This window comes from Nemorincola caseinilytica, assembly GCF_039540515.1.
In the GTDB taxonomy this organism is placed as follows: Bacteria; Bacteroidota; Bacteroidia; order Chitinophagales; family Chitinophagaceae; genus Nemorincola; species Nemorincola caseinilytica.
Window position 1 is genome coordinate 15,921 of record NZ_BAABFA010000017.1, and the last position, 23,822, is coordinate 39,742.

Sequence of the window (23,822 nt, forward strand, 5' to 3'; positions counted from 1 at the left end):
CAAAAAAATATACACAATGCGAAAGCTGGTATCAACATGTATCGCTGCAGGGGCATTCGCTGTCGCGGGCCATGCACAGACATTATTCACTTATGGACCCAATTCTGTTAGCAAGGATGAATTTCTGAGGGTTTACAAAAAGAACAGCATCAACAAGAAGCCCGACATGTCGGAGAAGGAGCTGAGAAGCTACCTGGACCTCTATACACTCTTCAGGATGAAGGTGGCCGAGGCCGACAAGCAGCACCTGGATACCGTAGCAAGCATAGACCGCGAGCTCACCAACTACCGCAAGCAACTGGCCAAGAACTACCTCACCGACGAGCAGATAACCAACAAGCTGGTACGCGAGGCGTATGACCGCATGAAGGAAGATGTGCGCGTATCGCACATACTGGTAAGCTGCCCTCCCGGCAGCGATACCCTGCTGGCCCGCAAAAAAATGGACAGCATAGCCACCGTAGTAGCATCGGGCAAGCAGAGCTTCGAGGCAATGGCAGCACAGTTCTCTGACGACAAAGGCTCTAAGGATCACGGTGGCGACCTGGGCTACTTCACTGCCCTGCAGGTGATATACCCGCTGGAGAATATGGCCTATACCACACCTAAAGGAAAAGTATCGGGCGTGTTCCGCACACAGTTCGGCTACCACATACTGAAGGTGACCGACCGCCGTCCCAACAAAGGCGAGGTGAAAGTGGCGCAGATAATGATACAGATAATGAAAGCTAAGGGCGATGAAGGTGTGGCCGAGGCACGCAAGCGCGCCGACAGTGTGATGGCCATGCTAAAGGCAGGTACACCCTTCTATACCCTGGTAGAAAAATACTCTGACGACAAATACACCGTTAACGATAGTGGCGTAATGAAGCCCTTCGGTGTGGGCAAGATGGTGCCAGAGTTCGAAGATGCTGCCTTCGGCATCAAAAAACCGGGCGAGATAGCCGGCCCTGTGCGTACCGAATATGGCTTTCACATCATAAAGCTGATAGCTAAAACGCCCCTGCAACCCTACGACAGCATGCACACGCAGCTGAAGCGTAAAGTGGACAACGACTCTCGTGCGCAGATGGCAAGGGACATATACTACGACAAGGTAAAGGCGAAGAACGGCTTTAAGGAATATCCCGAGAACTTCACAGAAGTGTTCAACAAGCTGCAGACCACACCCGATACGGGCGTTGATGCCAAGAGCATAAAGGCCGAAGACTACAGGAACATGAACAAGACCCTGTTCACCCTCGGTGGCAAGAACTACCTGCAGTCCGACTTCGTGGCCTTCCTGTACAACCTGACACGCGGCAAGCTGAATGGCCCCAAGAACGCCGTGGTACGCGATGCCTACAACCTGTACATGACTAATGTGGTGACCGACTTCCAGGAGCATAAGCTGGTGGACGAGAATCCCGAGTTCAAGACGCTGATGGCCGAATACCGCGATGGCATCATGCTCTTCGAGCTGATGGACCGCAATGTATGGAGCAAGGCATCGAAAGATACTGTAGGCCTGAAAGCCTTCTTCGAGACCCGCAAAGGCAAGTATATGTGGGAGCCGGGCTTTGAGGGCGCTGTATACAAGTTCAAGGACAAGGCATCGTTCGATGCAGGTATGGAAATGATAAAGACCGGCAAGTATACCGAAGATTCTATTGCCAAAGCGGTGAACACGGCCGCAAGGCCCGATGGCGTGAGCATACAGCGCGGCCATTACGAATTCTCGCGCTACAAGGATGCTACCCTTGCAGAGCTATCTGCCAACAAGATAAAGGTGATACCCGGCGAGAACGGCGCTACTACCGTAGTAGTGGCCAAGCAAGTATACAGCGCACCTACCGCCAAGACCCTCGACGAGGCTCGCGGCTATGTAGTGGCCGAATACCAGGACCACCTGGAAAAACAATGGAACGAAAAAATGCGCAGTGACTACCCTGTAAAGGTGAACGAGCAGGTATTCAAGAGCATGGTGAAATAAATATGTTTTTATAAGAACGCGCGATGAGGGGCCATATGGCCCCTCATCGCTTTATATGGATGTGGTCTCTAAAGCATCATTTTTGCCATCAGGCCGGCCTGTCATATATTTACAAACGTGAGGCCGGTAGCTTTCATCCTTATATTACTGCATAGTATCCTCTTCCTGCTGCGACCCATAGGAGACCCGTCCTCTATGGACCTTCGCCAGATGTACCAGCAATGCAGCAAGGAAGATCATGATATCACCCCATTGGATTTTGTGTTCGAGCATCTGCTTAATTTCGAGAGTATAATAAACTACTTCGAAGGAGAAGAGAACGAGGAGCATCAGCCATTCGGGTCAATAGGGTCGAACCTACAGGTAGCTATCACCACTTCTACTGTTTCATTCCTTTACCCGGCACCCGGCACAGCGTTCTATACAAAGAAGGTCTACCCTATTCACCAAGCTGCATTCTACTCTTCCAACTATTTCGGAGACATCTTCCACCCTCCCATAGTTTAGTAGCACATATCATATTGGTATTACGTTATCCCCACTTTATGTCGGGGCTTTAACGCATGCTATCTATTACAATTTCCTCAAAGCATTTTAAAAATAAAAGAATGAGAACACTTATTGTGTGTGTAGCGGTGCTTATAATAAGCATTGCTACACATGCCCAGCAAAGGCATAGTACAAAGAACGCTGATACACTTGCGTTCATCCGATCGAAACGAATGTCGGATGCGGACCTTGAGAAAAAGAAGCAAGGCACATTTCTTACGGCACTCCCCGATGTTTCATCAGACCCTGTCACCGGTTTTGGTGTAGGGGTAAGAAGTAACATCTACTGGAACGGCACTCGCGACGACCCGCGTTTTGCATATACCCCATACCTGGCGAAGCTAAAGGTAAATGCGGCCTACTACACATCGAATGCCAGGGAGCTGGTATTGTCTTTCGATATGCCATACTTCAAGGCTACACGTTGGCGATATAAGGCAGACCTCAAGGCCCAGCAGAACCCTGCTAACCTCTACTTTGGCTCTGCAGAGCATACACTTGAACCTTTGCGTTTGCCATCTACCCCAGCCAGTGGCGCTACCTACAGCCGCTTCGATGAATATGATAAGGCCCGGAAGACACTTCGGTCCGAACAGGCCAACGAAGCGCCCCAGGTGACCGATGCCCTCTCTAACAGGTTCATGGAAACAGAATTCATGCTGAATTTGAAAGCAGACCGCGCACTGGGGAAGGGCAAGTGGCGAATACTGGGCGGATATGAGATACAGCACCTGAGCTACCGCACCTTTGAAGGCACCGAGGCTGAAGCGATAGACCCATCTACGGGGCAAACGATAAAAGCCCCCAATGGCACATCCCTCCTTCAGAGAGACTTTCAGCAGGGAAGGGTCTATGGGGTGAACGGCGGCTGGGTGTCTTTACTGCAAACAGCCCTCATATTCGATACGCGCGACTTTGAGCCCGACCCTACAAAGGGCCACTACTTCGAAATAGCCAATGAGTTCTCGAACCCGGCCATAGGCTCCGGTTTCTCTTTCGATAAACTATTCGTACAGGGGCGTATCTATAAAAAGATACCTGTGGGTAAAAGAACCGTTCTTGCAGGCCGTGTAGCTTTCGGCAATATCTTTGGCAGCAAAGCGCCCTTCTTTGAATTTCAGGACCAATGGAGCCCCGATGGCAGTATAAATGCGTTGGGCGGCAAACAGTCATTACGCGGCTACAGGGCGAACAGGTTCCTGGCAAGGTCCCTGTGGTTCAGCAATTTCGAAGTGAGGGCGAGGATAGCAGAAACAAGCTTCCTGAAACAGCATTTTAGTTTTGCCATAGCTCCATTCTTCGATGCAGGTACAGTAAGGGATAAATGGCAACACCTGTCGCTCGGCAACATCAGGTATGCCGCTGGTGGCGGCCTCAGAATAGGCTGGAACCAGTCTACCATTATCTCTCTGGACTATGGGATGTCTAAAGAAGATAACCTATTCTTTTTCGGGCTGGGCCAGGCATTCTGACGGACCATCAATACACAAAGAAAAGCCCTTGCAGTGATCTGCAAGGGCTTTTCTTTTTCCGACGAACGGTATATGGTCATTTCTTTTTCTTCTTTGTGGCCTTTGCCTCTTTGTTGTACTCCAGGCACAGCTCTATCCAGTATTGGAAATTCTTGTTGGTCTTCATGCCTTCATCGCTTACATATACATAGCCCTTCATGGGCTTGCCGGTAAAGACCATTTCGCGGCAGCCTTTCTTTTCCAGTGCGGCCTCGTAGGCATGGGGGCCTATGCGGCACATCATTTCGTCCTGCACTATGCCTACGCACATCTTCCCGTTCACCATATAGCATACCCCGCCGAACATGTACTTTTCCTCTACATGGAGCAGGTGGGCCAGCGCCTCGCGTATCCTGTTATTCAGTTGTTCGTTGTAGGCCATGGATGTCTTTTGCTATCCAAATATAACAAGAGGCCACTAAAACAAAGAGACCGGGTTCGCCGGTCTCTTTCTGAATATATCGTTCCTATGTCACTATTTAGTGAAATGCATCCTTTATCTTATCGAAGAAGCCACGTTCGTCCTTGTCCTTACGCGCATCAGCGCCGGGTTTGAAGTTGGGAGAGTTCTTCAGTTTTTCCAACATATCCTTTTCCTCGTTGGTAAGATTCTGCGGAGACCATACGTTCACCTCTACCAGTTCGTCGCCCTTCTCATAAGACTGGAACGCGGGGAAACCCTTGCCCTTCAGCCTGAATATCTTGCCGCTCTGCGTGCCTGCGGGTATCTTTATCTTGGCCTTGCCATCTATGGTAGGCACCTCGGCCTGCATACCCAGTACCGCCTCGGGGAACGAGATGTGCAGTTGGTACACCACATCCAGGTCGCGGCGGGTAAGGTGCTCATGCTTTTCTTCCTCTATCACCAGCAACAGATCTCCTGGAGGGCCGCCACGCTCGCCGGCATTGCCGCGGCCATGCATACTTAGTTGCATACCGTCCTGCACGCCTGCGGGTATGTCCAGGTTCAGGGTCTCTTCGCCATATACACGGCCTTCGCCCTTACAGTTGCCGCACTTGTGCGTGATGGTGCTGCCCTCGCCATTACAGGTGGGGCATGTGGTCACCGTCTGCATCTGGCCTAGGAATGTGTTCGTCACCCTCCTTACCTGCCCCGATCCGCCACAGGTACCACAGGTCTGCATAGAGTTCTTATCCCTGGCGCCGCTGCCGGTACATTGCTGGCAGGTTATATGTTTCTTTACTTTTATCTTCTTGTTGGCGCCATTGGCTATCTCGGCATAGTCCATCTTCAGCTTTATGCGCAGGTTGGCGCCACGCGAACCCTGCCTGCGGCCACCGCCTCCACCACCACCGAACATGTTGCCGAACATATCGCTGTTGCCGAATATGTCGCCGAAGTTCTGGAAGATGTCTTCCATGCGCATGCCACCCTGCGGGCCATAGCCACCGTAGCCGCCATTGGCGCTACCGGCATTGGCCGCATGACCGAAGCGGTCGTACTGGGCACGCTTATCGGCATTACTGAGCACATCATAGGCCTCTGCCGCCTCCTTGAACTTCTCCTCAGCTTCCTTATTGCCGGGGTTCTTGTCGGGGTGGTACTGCAGCGCCAGCTTGCGGTATGCTTTCTTTATCTCATCGGCAGAGGCGCTCTTGCCCACACCCAACACCTCGTAATAATCTCTTTTTGACATAATTTCCGTTTCCCTCCGGGAGCTTTTTCAAGAGGCCGGGGCCTCACAAGTAAAATATTTATACCGGCAGTACGCTATTATTTGCCTACCACCACTTTTGCATACCTTATCAGCTTGTCGTTCAGGTAGTAGCCGCTTTCTACCATGTCTATCACCTTGCCTTTCATGTTCTCGGGTGCATCTATCTCGGTGATGGCCTCGTGCAGGTCGGCATTGAACTCGGTGTTCACGGCATCCATCTTCTTCAGGCCCTTTTGCTGCATCACATTGCGCATCTTACTGAATACCAGTGCTATACCCTCCTTCACTACGGCTATGTCGGTAGTGCCCTCTATCTGCTTTTCGGCGCGGTCCATATCGTCCAGCACCTCCAGCATAGATTGTATCACTTCCCTGCCCGCCGTTTGGCGCAGTTCCATCATCTCGCGCGAGCTGCGTCTTTTATAGTTCTCGAACTCCGCTACCTGCCTCAGCACCTTGTCTTTCAGTTCTGCTATTTCGGCAGCCATTTTTTCTTTCTCCTCATCATCGCCATCATCGGGCAGCTCTGCTGTACTACGGCTATCGTCCGTGTTCAGCATGCTTGCCAAAGCCTCATCCATATTTTCATTCTGCGACAAGTTGTCGGTGTTTTCATTCATATTGGCGCTATTGTCTGCTTTTTGCTCGCTCATATTCTTCTTTTTTTTGAAAAACATAGTATATAGAGATGGTCAATTTTTTTGCCAAAATAGTAATTCGGACAAAATGGCGGCGAAAATACAATTTTGAATTATGAGTTATGAATTATGAAAGCCCGGCGGGAATTGCTTATCCTCACCAAGGTCCATCCTTTCATCCTTTACATCAGGGTTCAAACCTCATCATCATCCATATGCAGCCTATGGAACAGCCTATGCGCCGCAGGTGCCAGTATGATGCCGATATTGGTGATGAACGCCACACCGCTGAAAAGCGCATAGGCCGATGAGAACAGCTTGCCGCCCGTATTCCGTATCTCTACCACAGGGCCCATACCGCTCAGTATCATAGATGCATTGTGTATGGCATCTATCCACGGTATGTGCGCACAATAGTGGTATCCCACCACACCTATGAGCAGGCATATGGCCAGCAGCAGCATGGCCATACCTATGTTGCGGGCCATACGCGATACAAAGACCGCCGGTGGCGCTACAGGCTCGTTCTTGTTCTCATACATATCTGGTGTAAAAATAACGATAGTGTATGCAGTTTATACACATTACACGAATTGCATTATGTTTTTGACGATATTATTTTTTTATTTCCATACCTTTGCGCCACATTTTTTAAAACGCCTCTTAATAACGATAGAAAATGAGCACAGTAAAAGTTGCCATCAATGGTTTTGGCCGCATAGGCCGCCTTGCTTTCCGCCAGATATACAACATGGAAGGCATAGAAGTAGTAGCTATCAACGACCTCACCAAGCCGAACGTGCTGGCCCACCTGCTGAAGTACGATACTGCACAGGGCCGTTTCGACCAAGCCGTGACCCACACGGACAGCTCTATATCTGTTGACGGTAAAGAAATAAAGATATACGCACAGAAAGATCCTGCACAGATACCCTGGGGCACGCACAATGTGGACGTGGTACTGGAGTGTACAGGTTTCTTCACAGATAAGGCCAAGGCCGAAGCACACATCACCGCTGGCGCGAAGCGTGTGGTGATATCGGCTCCTGCAACGGGCGAAATGAAGACAGTAGTGTTCAACGTGAACCATGACATACTGGACGGCTCTGAAACAGTGATAAGCTGCGCAAGCTGCACTACCAACTGCCTGGCGCCTATGGCCAAGGTACTGAACGATTCTTATGGTATCGTTACAGGTCTTATGACCACAGTACATGCCTACACCAACGACCAGAACACACTGGACGCCCCACACGCCAAGGGCGACCTGCGCCGCGCACGCGCTGCCGCTGCCAACATAGTGCCCAACTCTACAGGTGCTGCCAAGGCCATAGGCCTGGTGCTGCCCGAGCTGAAAGGCAAGCTGGACGGCTCTGCACAGCGTGTACCTACCATCACCGGTTCGCTGACAGAGCTGGTATGCGTACTGGGCAAAAAGACCACTATAGAAGAGGTGAACGCTGCCATGAAGGCCGCTGCCAACGAAAGCTTTGGCTACAACGAGGACGAAATAGTGAGCAGCGATGTGATAGGCACATCTTTCGGCTCCCTGTTCGATGCTACACAGACAAAGGTGATAACCGTAGGCGATACGCAGATGGTAAAGACCATAAGCTGGTACGACAACGAAATGAGCTATGTAAGCCAGCTCGTTCGCACGGTGAAATACTTCGCCGGCCTCATAAGCAAGTAATTCCCGGCATTCTTACATATACACAAAGCCCCGCTGCTATCGCAGCGGGGCTTTTGTTTTAGCCCTGCCTGCCGCAGGCAGGCGCCCCCGATGGGAGGAGACAAAATGCGGAGTGCTCCCTCTCCTTCGGAGAGGCCTGCCTGCCGATAGGCAGGGCCGGGGAGAGGTCCAAAGCAGAACAGCTACCCTTTTCAAGGTAGCTGCTGTATATTTTGTGTATCAAGAAAAGCTTATTAACGCCTGCCGGGCATCATGCCGGGCATACCCATGCCGCCACCCTTCATCTTGTTCATCATGCCCATCATCTGCTTCATCTGCTCGAACTGTTTCATGAAGGCGTTCACATCGTTCACATCCTTGCCACTGCCCTTGGCTATGCGCTTGCGGCGGCTGGTGTCTATCACATCTGGGTTGGCGCGCTCATAAGGGGTCATAGAGTTTATCATGGCCTCTATCCCCTTGAATGCATCGTCCGATATGTCTATGTCCTTTATGGCCTTGCCCACACCGGGTATCATGGCCAGCAGGTCTTTGATGTTACCCATTTTCTTTATCTGCTGCAGCTGCTCTTTGAAGTCATCGAAGTCGAACTTGTTCGCGCGTATCTTTTTCTCCAGCTTCTTGGCCTGTGCCTCGTCGAACTGGGCCTGCGCACGCTCTACAAGGGTGGTTATATCGCCCATGCCCAGTATACGCTGCGCCATACGCTCGGGATAGAAGATATCGAGGGCTTCCATCTTCTCGCCCATGCTCACGAACTTGATGGGCTTATCTACAGTATACTTGATGGTAAGTGCCGCACCACCGCGTGTATCACCATCCAGCTTGGTAAGCACCACGCCCGTGAAGTCCAACCTGTCGTTGAAGGCCTTGGCAGTGTTCACGGCATCCTGGCCGGTCATAGAATCTACTACAAATAGTATCTCGCTGGGGTTCACAGCGGCCTTTATATTAGCCACCTCTGTCATCATGGCCTCGTCTATGGCCAGGCGGCCCGCGGTGTCTATTATCACCACATTATTGCCGTTCTGTTTGGCAAGGGCTATGGCGTTCTGTGCTATGGCTACAGCATCCCTGTTCTCGAGCTCTATGTGTACAGGCACCTTTATCTGCTCTGCCAGTACGCGCAGCTGCTCCATGGCCGCCGGGCGGTATATGTCGGCAGCTACCAGCAGTGGTTTTTTGTTCTTTTTGCTGTTCAGGAAGTTGGCCAGCTTGCCCGAGAAAGTGGTCTTACCCGAACCCTGCAGACCGGCTATCAGTATCACCGTAGGCTTGCCCGACAGGTCTATCTCATGCTCTTTGCCGCCCATCAGTTCGGCCAGTTCGTCCTTTACTATCTTCACCATCAGCTGGCCCGGGCTTACCGATGTTATCACCTTTTCGCCTATGGCCTTGTCCTTCACCTTGTCGGTAAATTCTTTGGCTATCTTATAGTTCACGTCCGCATCTACCAGGGCGCGGCGTATCTCCTTTACAGTAGTGGCAATGTTTATCTCATTGATGCGGCCTTCCCCTTTCAGTTGTTTAAAGGCCGACTCGAGCCGCTCGCTTAAATTCTCGAACATGGTATCTTGGAATTATGAAGTATGAATTATGAGTTATGAACTATAGGACCGGGTCATTTTATGGGAATGCGAAATTAAGATAATATCGGCGAATTTGGATAGATGTACCGGCCTTATTCGTCAGGCATTCCTTATGGCGTCTGCTACACATATTTTGGCAGCTATTTTGCTATATTTTTTAACAAAACAGACAAAATGTCAACATATTTTTAACAAAACAGACAAAATGTCGCAAAAATCGTATTGGCAAACGGTTTGCAATAGTATCTGCAAACGCTAAAACGAACGAACCATGTACACAAAAACAAATTACGGCATGATGCCCCGCACAATGACCAACCTGATGGACGACCTTTTCTTCAACGGCCTTGGCAAAGGATACGAAATGGCCTCTGTACCCGTGAACATCAAAGAGACCAAAGACAGCTACGAGCTACATGCGGTAGCGCCGGGTCTGAAAAAAGAGGACTTCCGCATAAACGTGGACAAGAACAACCTTACTATCTCCTTCGATCACAAAGAGGAAAAGAAAGAGACCGACGGTGAAGACAAATGGCTGAGGAGCGAATACAAGACCCGCTCATTCAAAAGGACCTTCACTATGAACGAAAAGGTAGACACTACCAAAATAACGGCCAGGTACACCGATGGCGTACTGGTAGTGACCCTCGCGAAAAAAGAGATAACGGAACCCACTGCACAGGAAATAGCAGTGAACTAAAGAATAGTGTGAATAGGTGTGTGATGAAAGAAAAGCGGCATTTCTATGCCGCTTTCATTTTTTGCAGGTATATATAATGAAAATGGGCCGGTGATACCGGCCCATTTTCATTATCGAATGTTCATTGCATTCTATCTGCTAAGCATAAAGTGGAAAGTACGGCTTTCGGTACCTGTGCTCAGGTGCAGCAGGTACATACCATTTGCAAGCGAGTTGTCCAGGTTCAGGGTCTCGTTCAGCACATCGCCCTTGGGCTGTGCAGCACCGGTATACACCACCTGGCCCAGCATGTCGGTCACCTGCAGGGTCACCTTGCTGCCGTTGCGGGGCACAGAGCCCGACACTGTGAACGTACCACTGTTGGGGTTGGGAGCCAGCCTGATGTCGAACGCGGCAGTGATAACAGGATCCACGCTTACACCTTCCAGCACCTTCATGGTCACAGAGTTGAACGACACTTTGCCGCAAAGACCATTGGCCTGTACATTACACTTCACCACATCGCCGTCTTCCAGCTCACGGGTAGCGAATACGGGTGTATTGGCGCCGGGCACATCCACATCGTTTATCTGCCACTGGTATGTGGGCGCGGTACCACCATCGAATGCGGTAGCGGTAAAGGTGGCCAGCTGACCCTCATTGATGGTAAGGCCCGGCTGGGCCACAACGGTCACAACAGGTATATGCAGGTCGAACACCTTCATGCTGATGACATTGCTCGACATATCATTTGCCGTAGGGCAGCGGTAGCTGCTATTGAGCTTGCACACCACTATGTCGCCGTTAGACGGCACATAGGCGTATGTAGCACCCGTGGCCGATGATACTACGCTGCCATCCACTATCCATGTATACATAGGTGCATCGCCGCCATTGGCTATAGTAGCGCGGAACATCGCGCCATCGCCCTCGCAAAGTGTATCGCCGGGCAATACCTCCAGGCTTATGGCAGGTGTAAGGTTGGGCATAACATTTATCGTCCTTAATGCCGATACCATAGTAGTGGTAGCACACTGGGCATTGCTGACAAGCACTGCTTTTATCTCATCGCCGTTCACTGGCACATAACTATAAGTAGTAGCGGTTCCCACCTCTGTACCATTTATCAGCCATTTGTACTCGGGCGCTGTGCCGCCATTTATACCTATAGCGGTGAAATTGCCCGTAGTACCTGCACATATAGTATCAGCTATATCGGCCACCATGCTGATGGTAGGCGTAACTGTTGCTACGATGTTCACTACCTCGGCGCCTGTCATATCTCCTGCGCAGCCCGAAAGTGTAGTGGCATTCACAGAATAGGTACCCGGCGTAGTGAAGTGGCCGAAGTTAACGGCACCACCGGCACCGGTAGCCATACCTACTACTAAAGGACCACGATACAGACGGTAAGTGGCAGCCACTTCCGAACCCATGAGGGTCATTTCGGCGCCTGCGCTACCCTCGCAATAGTCTCCGCCACCGGCCAGCACCTGTGCTACAGGCTGTGCGTATACGGCTACTATAGCTGTGGCCTTACAGCCTGTAGGTAGTGTATAGGTCATCTCTACCCCACCGGCAGCTACACCGGTAGCTATGCCTGTAGCTGCTTCTATGGTAGCTATGGCATCGTCGGCGCTGGCCCATGTACCACCGGCAGACGCACTGCTCAGCGTAGTGGTAGCACCTGCACATACACTGGCAGGGGCAATGGCCGCAGGCAGCGGGTTCACTATTATATTATATGTAGCACGGCAACCCGTAGCTGGCAGCGCATATACTATCGTTGCACTACCCGTAGCCATACCGGTGATAGTACCTGTAGCAGACCCTACGGCAGCTACTGCAGCATTATTGCTGCTCCATACACCACCCGGCGCAGCATTGGCAAGCGTAGTGCCCGCGCCACGGCAAACGGCATTGTCGCCGGTGATGGCGGGCAGCGCCTCATATATAGTGATATTGCGTGTGCGCGAGCAACCCGTAGGCAGTGTATATATTATAGCGCCCGTACCATCGGCAACACCCGTCATCACACCCGTTGATGGGTCTATGGTGAGCATCGATGCATCGGCTGTGCTCCAGCTACCACCCAGGGTAGCGCTGGTAGCCATAGCAACTGCGCCTTCGCATACCGAGGGCGAACCTGCTATAGGTGCAGGCAGCGGATTCACCGTGAATACAGCCATCACACCGCAACCGGTAGACATCTTATAAGATATGCGTGTAGTACCGGCAGCTATGCCGGTAACTATACCGGCAGCATTCACCATAGCTACGTCGGTAGCATTGCTCCATGTACCACCCAGCATAGTATTGAACACCTCTGATGTAGCGCCCGCACATGCGAACAGATCGCCTGTTATGGCAGGTGGCAGCGGGTCAACTATCATAGGTGTAGTAACATAGCAACCTGTAGGCAGCGTGTATGTGATATTGGTAAGACCCTCATGTACACCGCTCACTATACCTGTAGCGCTTATAGTAGCCACAGCCGTGTTGCTGCTGGTCCACGCGCCTGCAGGTGCGCTGAAGAGCGGTGTGGTAGCCGCTTCGCAAACAGCCGAATTGCCAAATATAGTCGCAGGCAGCGGGTCTATGGTGATAGCCCTCGTCCTGATACAGCCTGTTGTTGTCAACTTATAGGTGATATTGGCCGTTCCGGCAAAGATACCTGTCACATCACCTGTTGTATTATTTATATCGGCAATGGCAGTATTGCTGCTTGCCCAGGTACCGTCAGGTGTCACATTGGTCAGTGTTTCGGTAGACCCTACACACACATTGCCATCGGTAGTTATATTATCTGGCAGTGGGTTCACCGTCACCTCATCTACACGCTGGCAGCCGGCCGGCAGTGTATAGGTAACATTGGCATTACCCGCGGCTATAGCCGTTACCGTACCTGTAGCCGATATGCTGGCTATACCGGCAGCGCCGCCGGTCCATGTACCGCCCGCCACCATATTGCCCAGCACTGTTGTATTCAGTGCGCATACCGCTGCATCGCCGGTAAGCATACCGGGCGATGGGTTCACAGTGACAGTGGCAGTAGTGATACAGCCTGTGGGCAACGTATAGGTGATCATGGCATTACCACTCTCCATACCCGATACCACACCATTTGCATCTACATCGGCCTTCACCGTACTGCTGCTTTCCCATGTCCCATCGGGAGTTATGGATGCCAGTGTGGTAGTAAGACCTTCACATACCTTCTTTACACCTGTTATGTCTGCAGGCAGCGGATCTACAGTTACCTCGGTCACTTTATAGCAGCCGGTAGATAATTTATAGCTGATAACAGCCGTACCATCAGACACACCCGACAGCATACCACCTGTATTTATGGTAGCTATAGCGGTCGTGTTACTGCTCCATGAGCCATTCATGGTCGCGTTCTCCAGCAGCGATGTAAGCCCCTTGCATATCCTGGTGTCACCGGTTATATCGGCAGGCAGCGGGTTCACAATTATGCTCTTTGTAGTATAGCAACCTGTAGACAGTATATAGCTCATGGTAACACCGCCATCTGCCACACCTGTCACTATACCTGTTCCGCTGCCTATGGTAGCTATGCCATCGTTGCTGCTGGTCCAGCTACCATCTGCCGTGATATTTGCCAGAGTTATATCCGAGGCCACGCAAACATTGTTCGTGCCGGTTATGGCAGCAGGTAGCGGGTTCACCGTTACCTCACGCACAGTGATACAAGTGGTAGGCAGTGTATAAGTGATATTTGCATTGCCATGCGCCACGCCCGATACCATACCATTGGTACCTACAGTAGCAATGGCAGCAGCGCTGCTGCTCCATGTACCGCCTGCATCAGCATCGGCCAGTTGTGTAGTGCCGTTCTCACATACCTCTGCAGTACCTGTTATGTCGGCAGGCAGGGGGTTCACTGTGGCTGGTACGGTAGCATAGCAGCCGGTAGCCGTGAGTATGTAGCTGATGGTAGCATTACCTGCATCCTGGCCGGTCACAAGACCCGTACCGCTTACAGTGGCTGTAAGTGGTGCGCTGGTGCTCCATGTACCATCTAAGGTATTGTTGGCCAGTTGGGTGGTAAGACCTTTACATACCTTTGCCAGACCGGTGATATTGGCAGGCAGCGGGTTCACTGTCATATCATGAGTGATGATACAGCCTGTAGACAAAGTATAGGTAATGCTGGCATTGCCTGCGGCCATACCGGTCACCACACCATCAGGGGCTACATCTGCCACACCGGGGACGCTGCTGCTCCATGTACCATCTGCATCGTCATTGGTAAGCTGTATAGTGCTATTCACACATACCTTTGATACACCACCTATTGCCACCGGAAGCGGGTTCACCGTCACTGTAGCTGTGGTATAGCAGGTATTGGGCATGGTATAAGATATGGTAACGGTACCATCGTTCACACCGGTCACTATACCCGAGCCATCTACTAGGGCTATGGTGGTAGACGAAGTACCCCAATCGCCACCATTCGTAGCAGAGTTAAGGTCGGTGGTAAGGCCCTCACACACCTGCATGGTACCGGTTATCACCTCCGGCGTTGCCAGTACGGTCATGGTCTTGGTCACGAAGCAACCGGCAGGCAGGGTGTAAGAGATATTCACCGTGCCATCGTTCACACCGGTCACAACACCGCCGGCCACTGTGGCTCTGGCAGCATCACTTGTGCTCCAAGTACCTCCGGCCGGGGTAGATGCAAGGGTTGTATTGGCCAGCTCACATACTACATCGGCGCCTGTAAGAGCCGTGGGTTGTTCATTCACTGTTACCGTAGCAAATACCGTACAGCCCGATGGCAGCGTATAGGTGATGGGGGCATTACCCACATCCAGCCCGCTCACGGTACCTGTTGTATTTATAGTGGCTATGCTCGTAGCGCCGCTTACCCATGCGCCGCCATTCACTGCGTGCGAGAGGGCGGTAGAGAAGCCTTCACATACCTTCTGCGTACCGCTTATTGCTGCCGGTGCTGCCTCTATGGTCACCACGGTAGCGGTACGACAGCCCGTAGGCAGTGTATACGATACCGTGGCCGTACCCTGCAGCAGGCCGGTAAGCTGGCCGGTAGATGCGTTCAGGCTGGCTATAGTTGGGTCGCTTATCGCCCATGTACCACCTGTAGATGTAGTATTGAGCGTAGTAGTAGTACCCACGCATGGGTTGGTGAAACCTGTTATGGCCGCAGGTAACGGGTTCACCGATACGGTAGTGGTAGCCGCAGCGGTCGATATACATGAGCCCGATGAGGCAATTACCGAATAAACATTAGCGCCCAGTGCGGTGGGGGTAATAGTAGGCGTAGCACAGTTGTTGCAGGAAAGACTTGCAGGACCCGTCCATGCGAATGTGGGCGATGGCATATCTACTATTATAGATATATTATCTATCGCCCAGAAATATGTACCATTATAGTTCCACCTTACACGCACATCCTGCTGGTTGAGGGCCGCAGGGGGCAGCGTTGCGCTATACTCAGGCGCTGCCGCCGACCAGTTGCCATCGCCCACCACCTGGTGCAGCAGTACAGGTGTTGCTATAGGTGTCCATGTGGGGCTGCTGTTCAGCGAGTATTCCACGGCCACAGTAGCATCAGGCGGTGCAGAAAGAAGCTGCATATTGAATTTCACCCTTACTCCCGGCAGGTTCATGGTAGAAAAAGAAGGGGATGTGAGTGTAGTAGCAACGGGATTGCCGAATGCATTGGCCTGCAGCATATTAGAGCCATCACCCGCTCCACCTGCAGCATTAGGCGATGTTATGATCGTGAAACTGCTTGCAACAGGCCCCGACAATGTATTCAAAGACCATGTACCTATACCCGAATTGAAGTTCTGGCCGGCCAGTACCAGGTCCGGCACGGTAGCAGTGGCTGTGAATACCTGGCCACTGCCCATACATACATCTACAGTATTAGGGGTAATGACAGGCAATGGCGTTGGCAGTATGCTTACCGTAGTGGTACGGATACAGCCCGTAGACGATGTATATTTTACATTCACTATTCCCGCGCTCACACCGGTAACAGTGGTAGATGTGCCCGAAGTTGGCGCCACCGTTGCTATAGAGCCATCAAGGCTGGCCCATGTACCGCCCGATGTGGCATTGGTAAGTGTAGTACCGCCACCCTTGCAGGCGGCTAGTGTACCACCTATCACTGCCGGCAGAGCATATACCGTCTGTATCCTGGTGATGGTACAACCCGTAGAATTGAGCGTAAATGTTATAGTAGTAGTACCCGGCGTAGCGGTAGATGATACCACACCACCGCTGCTGATACTTGCTACAGCAGTATTGCTGCTGCTCCATGTACCGGCACCAGATGAATTAGTAAGCGTAGTAGTGGACGAAGGACATAGCCCCGCATTTCCACTTATCGCATTCGGATCGGCCAGAACGGTCACGGTCCTGAACGTGGTCACAGTTTCACATGCGTTCGCTACCGAGCAGGTGATGTTGGCCGTACCGGCCGCCACACCCGTCACTACACCTGTGGTCGAGTTCACCGTGGCCACGCCAGTATTGCTGCTGCTCCAGGTCTTGGTAGCAGTGCTGGTAGCAGTGGTATTGCTGAATGTAGTGGTAGCATTTTTACATATAGATGTTGGGGTACCGGTAATAGTACCCGCCACCGGCCGTGCGCATATCGATACCACACCGTTGCCCGTGCTTACGCCCTGTGAATTGGTAGTAACACCACTCACACCGGCGCCGCCTACATAGTTCGAGCCGCCACCGCCACCAGCAGCACTTCTATTGCCGCCACCGCCGCCCCAATAGCCGCCGCCGCCACCGCCGCCGCCGTCATTTGTTAAATTACCAGCTCTGCCATTACCGCCTGATGTTTGTGTACCTGCGGTCGCACTGGCATTACCAGCCGCGCCACCGGCGCTTTGCGTACCACCGCCGCCACTGGCAGAGCCACCGGTAAGCCCTCCTCCCACAGCACCGGCACTAGAGCTGCCGCCGCCGCCGCCAGCCGCTACTATCACCCGGTTGGTCAATGCGGTCCCGCCTACGCGTATATCTGATGATCCGCCGCCGCCGCCACCATCGCTGCTCAGCAGGCCACCGGCGCCGCCATTTCCACCCCGGCTTCCTCCTACTCCTCCGCCGGTAGTGCCACCCTGGCCTCCTACATATACCTTCAATATCTGTCCCGGTGTAACGGCCAGTGAGCACACTACCCTGCCACCGGCGCCGCCTGCACCCGCACCTGTACCTCCCCTGCCACCATTCATACTTACTATTACGCTGGTACAACCGGCGGGTACAGTATAGTCCACGGGAGAATTGGACGGAGTGGTAAATGTCGTCAACTGTGCTGCAGCATTCAGTGCAACTACCGAGAACATTGCTGTTAAGAGGTGAGTAATGGTAAGTTTCATTGGAGAATATCGAGTTTTAAGTGAGAAGTTCGTTTTCAGCGTGTTAGTGTTCGTCCTTGCACTAGGCGTTAAATATCAGCATTATGTTTGTCTTATTTTTTGCCATCGCACACCTTAAAGACCGAATACTAATTTTCAATTAATATTGTTTGTAATTTTTAAAATTCGTTGTTCAATTTGAACCACATATAAATATTTATACAAAATATCCAAAACTTGCGTACACCAATAGGAGACACAAAAAATCGGCATTTCGTTGGCATATTAACTAATAATACAACGGTAAGTTAAGAAAGACGCAACAGAAATTCTTTTTTCACAAATGATAACGTTTGGCAAATAATTGTTTCAACAATAAATAAATTACAATTACATAAATAAATTAATATTTATTTTACTAAAGAATAAAACTATAAGGCGGGTAAAAAATGATGCTTTATCGATAGTGCATTATTACCGTTTTTGAAGATTTTTTATATCAATATAACGGCAATACTCATATACACAGGAACTATGCACAGTTACGGAAAATTTCAGCAGCGATCAAAAGATCGCTACCTTTGCACCTTATTTTTTTAGCACAGCGGGAAACTGAATACATAAAATGGTATCTTTCCCGCGCAGGGTGTCACCCGCCCTGCATACTTACAGACCAAATATCAAATGACCAGATACAGGGAGAACAAAGGATTGAACATGCCCTCCATAGAGCAGGAGATACTTGCATTGTGGAAGAAAGAAAACACTTTTGAACAGAGCGTGACCCAGCGCGATGGCGCCGAGCCGTTCGTATTCTACGAAGGCCCTCCCAGCGCCAATGGTATGCCGGGTATTCACCACGTTATCTCCCGTACACTGAAGGACCTCGTTTGCAGGTACAAGACCATGCGCGGCTACCAGGTGCAGCGCAAGGCCGGCTGGGACACCCATGGCCTGCCCGTAGAGCTGGGGGTAGAAAAAGAGCTGGGCATCACCAAAGAAGATATAGGCACCAAGATAAGTGTAGAGGACTATAATAGAAAGTGCCGCGAGGTGGTGATGCGCTATAAGGACAAATGGGAAGAGATAACCGAAAAAATGGGCTACTGGGTAGATATGGGCGATCCCTATGTCACCTTCGAGAACGAATATATAGAAACATTATGGTGGGCACTGAAGCAGCTATATGAAAAAGACCTGCTATATAAGAGTGTCAGCATACAGCCCTACTCCCCTGCCGCAGGTACAGGCCTCAGCAGCCACGAGCTGAATCAGCCCGGTACCTATAAGGATGTAAAAGATACCACCGTAGTGGCCATGTTCAGGGCCGTAAGGGACGAAAGGTCGCGCGCATTGTTTGAAGCCAGCGGGTCAGATAACACCTTCTTCCTCGCCTGGACCACCACACCCTGGACCCTGCCCAGCAACTGCGGCCTTACCGTAGGGCCGAATATAGATTATGTACTTGTACATACCCTGAACCCCTACACACATGACGAATGTTTTGTGATATTGGCCAAAGCACTATTGCACAAACACTTCAAACAGGAAGGACAAGACATTGATATTCTTTCTTTTAACAAAGAAAGCAAAATAATACCATGGAAGGTAGTGGCCGAGTATAAGGGCAATGCCCTGGAAGGCATGCGCTACCAGCAACTGCTGTCTTTCGATGGTAATACCCGCGAGATAGCAGGTGGCGACCCATGGCGCGTTATCACCGGCGATTTCGTTACCACCGAAGACGGTACGGGTATAGTGCATACCGCACCCGCCTTTGGTGCAGACGACTATCGTGTGGGCAAGAAGCACAATATCGGCATCCTTACCATGGTCGATAAGGAGGGCAAGTTCAACGACTATACGGGCGAGTTCAGCGGCAGGTATGTGAAGAACTATAAGAACGACCCCGAGTATAAGGATGTGGATGTGGATATAGCCGTAAAGCTGAAACTGAGCGGCAACGCATTCAAAGTAGAGAAATACGAGCATACCTATCCCCACTGCTGGCGCACCGATAAGCCTGTCATATATTACCCGCTCGATGCATGGTTCATACGCACCACTGCCCGGAAAGACCGCATGGTAGAGCTGAACAAGACCATCAACTGGAAACCCAAGGCCACAGGCGAGGGCCGCTTCGGCAACTGGCTGGAGAACATGGTGGACTGGAACCTGAGCCGCAGTCGTTTCTGGGGTACTCCCCTGCCCATATGGGTAAGCGAAGATGGAGAAGAAATGAAGTGCATAGGCAGCATAGACGAGCTAAAAAAAGAAATAGATAAGACCAATAAGATACTGGATATCAATCAGTTCATAGAAGAAGGAACACTAGACCTGCACAAGCCGTATGTAGACCAGATAATACTCGTTTCAGACTCTGGCAAACCTATGCGCCGCGAGCCCGACCTGGTGGATGTGTGGTTCGACAGTGGCGCCATGCCCTATGCCCAGCTACACTATCCCTTCGATAAACATCCGCTAAAGGAACTCAAAAAGAACTTCCCTGCCGACTTCATAGCTGAGGGGGTGGATCAGACACGCGGCTGGTTCTATACCCTGCATGCCCTGGGCGTAATGCTTTTCGACAGTGTGGCCTACAAGACCGTAGTGAGCAATGGCCTGGTGCTGGACAAGAACGGCAATAAAATGAGCAAGCGCCTGGGCAATGTGGTAGACCCCTTTGCTACCATAGAGCAGCTTAGTGCCGACGCTACCCGCTGGTACCTCATCACCAACGCTTCTCCATGGGATAGCTTAAAGTTTGATATTGAAGGAATTAAAGAGGTTCAGCGGAAGTATTTTGGAACTCTGTACAATACCTACCAGTTCTTTGCCCTATATGCTAACGTGGACAATTTCACATTCAGCGAAAAGTATATACCTGTAAAGGAGCGCCCCGAGATAGACAAATGGATACTCTCTTCGCTGCAGACCCTGGTAAAGAATGTGAACAGCGCCCTTGACGACTACGAGCCTACCCTTGCAGGCCGCGCCATGGAGAATTTCCTCGATGAGCACCTAAGTAACTGGTATGTGCGCCTGTGCCGCCGCCGTTTCTGGAAGGGCGAGTACGAGCACGATAAGATATGCGCCTACCAGACACTCTACGAGTGCCTGGAGACCCTCACCCGCCTGATGGCCCCCATAGCCCCCTTCTTTGCCGATCATATATACCGTAGCCTCAACGAGGTATCGAAGAGGCAGAGCGCCACAAGTGTGCACCTGGCAGACATGCCCGAGGCCGATGACAGCATCATAGATGTGGCGCTGGAAGAGCGCATGCAACTGGCACAGGATATATCTTCGCTGGTCCTTTCTATAAGAAAGAAAGTGAATATAAAAGTACGCCAGCCGCTGAGCCGTATACTCATACCCGTACTGGATGGGTATATGAAAGAGCAGGTAATGAAGATAGAGGACCTGGTAAAGAGCGAGGTGAACATAAAAGGTATAGAATACCTCACAGATACCGAAGGCTTCATAAAGAAAAAGATAAAGCCCAACTATAAGGCGCTGGGTACGCGCATGGGTGCCAAAATGAAAGCCGCCGCCGCCGCCATAGGTGCCATGGGCCAGCACAATATAAGTATGCTGGAAAAAGAGGGCAGCTTCCACCTGTCGGTAGAGGGTAGCCCTGTGACCATAACCCCCGAAGATGTAGAGATAATAGCCGAGGACATACCCGGCTGGTCTGTGGCCAATAAGGGCAGCCTCACCGTGGCGCTGGATATAACCGTAACGCCCGGGCTACTGGAAGAAGGCATAGCCAGGGAAGTAGTGAACAAAGTACAGAAAGAACGTAAGGACAGCGGATTGGATGTGACCGACCGTATAGTGCTGCGCATAGAAGAGCACGATGCTATAAAAAGTGCAATAATTAATTTTAGTAGCTATATTTGCGCGGAAATTTTGGCCGATAAGATAGAGATAACCCCGATAGCAGAGCAAGGTACGTTAGTAGAGATCAACGAAATAACGATCAAAATACTCATATCAAAAACTACATAATGTTATGGCTATCAACAAAAAACAGGCTGTAAAACCTGCAAAGAGCGCAAAACCCGCTAGCCCTGCCAAAAAGCAGGCTCCGGCCAAAAAGGTCGTAGCCAAAGCTGCACCTGCGAAAAAAGCCCCTCAGAAAAAGGCAGCGCCTGCCCCGGTAAAGAAAGCAGCGCCTGCAAAAAAAGCGATGCCTGCAAAAAAGGCTGCGCCACCTGCAAAAAGCCCTGTAAAGAAGCCAGTAACATCGAAACAAGTACTAACCAGCAGATCTAAAGCAACAAATCAGAAGACCGTGGATAAAAAGAATTCTAAACCAGCACCGAAAGCAACGGCTAAAGCTCCAGCAGCTAAAAAAGCAGCGCCTGCGAAAAAGGCAGCGCCTGCCCCGGTAAAGAAAGCAGCGCCTGCAAAAAAAGCAGCGCCTGTAGCTAAGAAAGAGGCTCCCAAAAAAGCAGCCCCTCAGAGACCGACCCCAAAAGCGCCTGCCAAACCAGCGCCTGCACCTAAAAAGGCCGCAGCACCCGCACCCGTAGCAAAGAAAGCAGCGCCTGCAAAGCCGGCACCTGCACCCGTAGCAAAAGCGCCTGCAAAGCCTCTTTCAAAAGCGGCCCCTGCTAAAGCACTGCCGGTAGTGAAAGCAGCGCCTGTACTGCCAAAGCCTACAGCTACACCCGCAGCGCGCCCTATAGAGAAAAAACCACAGGTGATCATAGCGCACAGGAAACTCGAGAACAAATCGAGGTCAACTAAAGATACCCCAAGCGCAGCGGCCCCATACCATACAGAGACCTACCGCTCTATACTGGACGAGCCCGTAGTAGAGACACAGGGCACCGTGTACCGCTATAGCGATGAGGAGCTGAACGAGTTCAGGCAGATAATACAGACCCGCCTGGAAGCCGCAAGGAAGGAACTGCACTACCTGCAGGGCCTTATAACACACAAGGACGAGGCCGGTACCGAAGATACCGAGAACCGTTTCATGAACATGGAGGACGGCAGTGGCGCTATGGAGCGCGAGCAACTGGCACAGCTTGCCAGCCGCCAGATACAGTTCATGAACCACCTGGAGAAAGCCCTGGTGCGTATAGAGAACAAGACATATGGCGTATGCCGCGTTACGGGCAAGCTCATAGACAAGGCCCGCCTGCGTGCCGTGCCGCATGCTACCCTCAGCATGGAGGCCAAAACAATGATGTCTTCCAAGCAGAACTAATTAAATTTGAAAGATCCATAACACAGAGGCCGCTCGCAAGAGTGGCCTCCTGTCATTGGTGTATATGCACAAAACGCCCACGGGCCACAAGCTCGCCGGAGCGGTATAGCCCCACATGGTACACACCACCGGCTATATGCCCCAGGGAAATGTAAGCCGCCGCAGGTGTGATGGTCCCTTCTATGACCACCCTACCCTGCATATCATGCACTATATAGCTCAGTTGGGTATATGGCACAGGCGGCAGCAGCCATATCTGGTCGCCTGCGGGATCGGGGTACAGCACCAGCTCACCACCGGTATGATGGCCCCATGCAGGGTTCGTCACCTCTATTATCCTGTCTGTGAAGGGCGGCTTCCCATCGGCATTAGAGTTGCTGGTAGACAGGTATATCTTCCCCTCGGGCGATATGCACAGGTCGCGCAGCCTACCATAGGCTATGCCTGCTACCACATCGGCATCGGTCATTTCCATACCATCCGCACTCAGTAGCAGGCGGTACAGGCGGGCATCCTTCAGTGTGGTCATCAGCAATGCGCCCCGTAGCGACGGGAACATAGCATTATGGTAATGATCGATACCACAGGGGGCTATAGTGGGCGTCCATGCCCGCAGGGGCGCTGTGAGTGTATTTGCAACGCAGAATGCCTGTTCCCCCGGCTGGTCGCAATACCCGCGCACGAAGGGCCAGCCATAGTTGCCCCCGGGGCGAATGATGTTGATCTCATCATCGGTGTTCGGGCCATGTTCCGAAGCATATAGTATACCGTTCACCATTGCCAGCCCCTGCACATTCCTATGCCCCCGGCTCCATATGAGGCTACCTGATATAGGGTTATCCTCCGGTACCGATCCATAAGTGTTCGAAAGTTTGCCTTTCTTTGTATAACCATTTCTTTCATATTTGAAAGCTCAACGAG

General features: G+C 51.5%; 13 protein-coding genes and 1 pseudogene. 7 read left to right on the forward strand and 7 right to left on the reverse strand.

The features are described from left to right. Window positions 1-16: 16 nt before the first annotated feature. The 3 genes from ABD843_RS12125 (at window position 17) to omp85 (ending at window position 3,993) form a co-directional block, all read left to right on the forward strand. A complete protein-coding gene (locus ABD843_RS12125; RefSeq protein ID WP_345083499.1) occupies window positions 17-1,972 on the forward strand; it encodes a peptidylprolyl isomerase in 1,956 nt (651 codons plus the stop codon). A 117-nt stretch (window positions 1,973-2,089) separates the two neighbouring features. Then, window positions 2,090-2,479, forward strand: a complete 390-nt coding sequence (locus tag ABD843_RS12130; RefSeq protein ID WP_345083501.1) for a hypothetical protein — start codon at window positions 2,090-2,092, stop codon at window positions 2,477-2,479. Between the two features lie 101 nt (window positions 2,480-2,580). Further along, window positions 2,581-3,993: an Omp85 family outer membrane protein gene (omp85, locus tag ABD843_RS12135; RefSeq protein WP_345083503.1), complete on the forward strand. Its 1,413-nt coding sequence runs from the start codon at window positions 2,581-2,583 to the stop codon at window positions 3,991-3,993. Between the two features lie 76 nt (window positions 3,994-4,069). Here omp85 and ABD843_RS12140 read toward each other — a convergent pair whose 3' ends face one another. From ABD843_RS12140 to ABD843_RS12155, 4 genes are all read right to left on the reverse strand, one after another. Next, entirely contained in the window at window positions 4,070-4,414 is a 345-nt protein-coding gene (locus tag ABD843_RS12140) for a TfoX/Sxy family protein (protein WP_345083505.1), read from the reverse strand. Window positions 4,415-4,511: 97 nt separating this feature from the next. Continuing rightward, complete coding sequence (dnaJ, locus tag ABD843_RS12145; RefSeq protein ID WP_345083507.1) at window positions 4,512-5,690, reverse strand: molecular chaperone DnaJ; 1,179 nt, start codon at window positions 5,688-5,690, stop codon at window positions 4,512-4,514. 77 nt (window positions 5,691-5,767) lie between these two features. Beyond that, window positions 5,768-6,364: a nucleotide exchange factor GrpE gene (locus tag ABD843_RS12150; RefSeq protein ID WP_345083508.1), complete on the reverse strand. Its 597-nt coding sequence runs from the start codon at window positions 6,362-6,364 to the stop codon at window positions 5,768-5,770. Window positions 6,365-6,543: 179 nt separating this feature from the next. Further along, window positions 6,544-6,891, reverse strand: a complete 348-nt coding sequence (locus ABD843_RS12155; RefSeq protein WP_345083510.1) for a hypothetical protein — start codon at window positions 6,889-6,891, stop codon at window positions 6,544-6,546. A gap of 137 nt (window positions 6,892-7,028) precedes the next feature. Here ABD843_RS12155 and gap point away from each other — a divergent pair, with 137 nt between their 5' ends. Then, window positions 7,029-8,042 carry a type I glyceraldehyde-3-phosphate dehydrogenase gene (gene gap, locus ABD843_RS12160; RefSeq protein WP_345083512.1) on the forward strand — a complete coding sequence of 338 codons (1,014 nt, stop codon included), beginning with the start codon at window positions 7,029-7,031 and terminating at the stop codon, window positions 8,040-8,042. A 233-nt stretch (window positions 8,043-8,275) separates the two neighbouring features. Here gap and ffh read toward each other — a convergent pair whose 3' ends face one another. Next, window positions 8,276-9,610 carry a signal recognition particle protein gene (gene ffh, locus ABD843_RS12165; RefSeq protein ID WP_345083514.1) on the reverse strand — a complete coding sequence of 445 codons (1,335 nt, stop codon included), beginning with the start codon at window positions 9,608-9,610 and terminating at the stop codon, window positions 8,276-8,278. A 292-nt stretch (window positions 9,611-9,902) separates the two neighbouring features. Here ffh and ABD843_RS12170 point away from each other — a divergent pair, with 292 nt between their 5' ends. Further along, window positions 9,903-10,331 carry an Hsp20/alpha crystallin family protein gene (locus ABD843_RS12170; protein ID WP_345083516.1) on the forward strand — a complete coding sequence of 143 codons (429 nt, stop codon included), beginning with the start codon at window positions 9,903-9,905 and terminating at the stop codon, window positions 10,329-10,331. A gap of 131 nt (window positions 10,332-10,462) precedes the next feature. On the opposite strand, the gene ABD843_RS12175 is transcribed toward ABD843_RS12170, so the two are convergent. Continuing rightward, window positions 10,463-17,701, reverse strand: a complete 7,239-nt coding sequence (locus ABD843_RS12175; RefSeq protein WP_345083518.1) for an Ig-like domain-containing protein — start codon at window positions 17,699-17,701, stop codon at window positions 10,463-10,465. Window positions 17,702-18,364: 663 nt separating this feature from the next. Between ABD843_RS12175 and ileS the strand changes: the two genes are divergently transcribed. Both ileS and ABD843_RS12185 read left to right on the forward strand, forming a co-directional pair. Next, complete coding sequence (ileS, locus tag ABD843_RS12180) at window positions 18,365-21,691, forward strand: isoleucine--tRNA ligase (RefSeq protein WP_345083520.1); 3,327 nt, start codon at window positions 18,365-18,367, stop codon at window positions 21,689-21,691. 4 nt (window positions 21,692-21,695) lie between these two features. Beyond that, window positions 21,696-22,901: a TraR/DksA family transcriptional regulator gene (locus ABD843_RS12185; RefSeq protein ID WP_345083522.1), complete on the forward strand. Its 1,206-nt coding sequence runs from the start codon at window positions 21,696-21,698 to the stop codon at window positions 22,899-22,901. A gap of 52 nt (window positions 22,902-22,953) precedes the next feature. On the opposite strand, the pseudogene ABD843_RS12190 reads toward ABD843_RS12185, so the two are convergent. Further along, a pseudogene (locus ABD843_RS12190) lies at window positions 22,954-23,754 on the reverse strand (PQQ-dependent sugar dehydrogenase); the annotation flags it as partial. Between the last annotated feature and the right edge of the window lie 68 nt (window positions 23,755-23,822).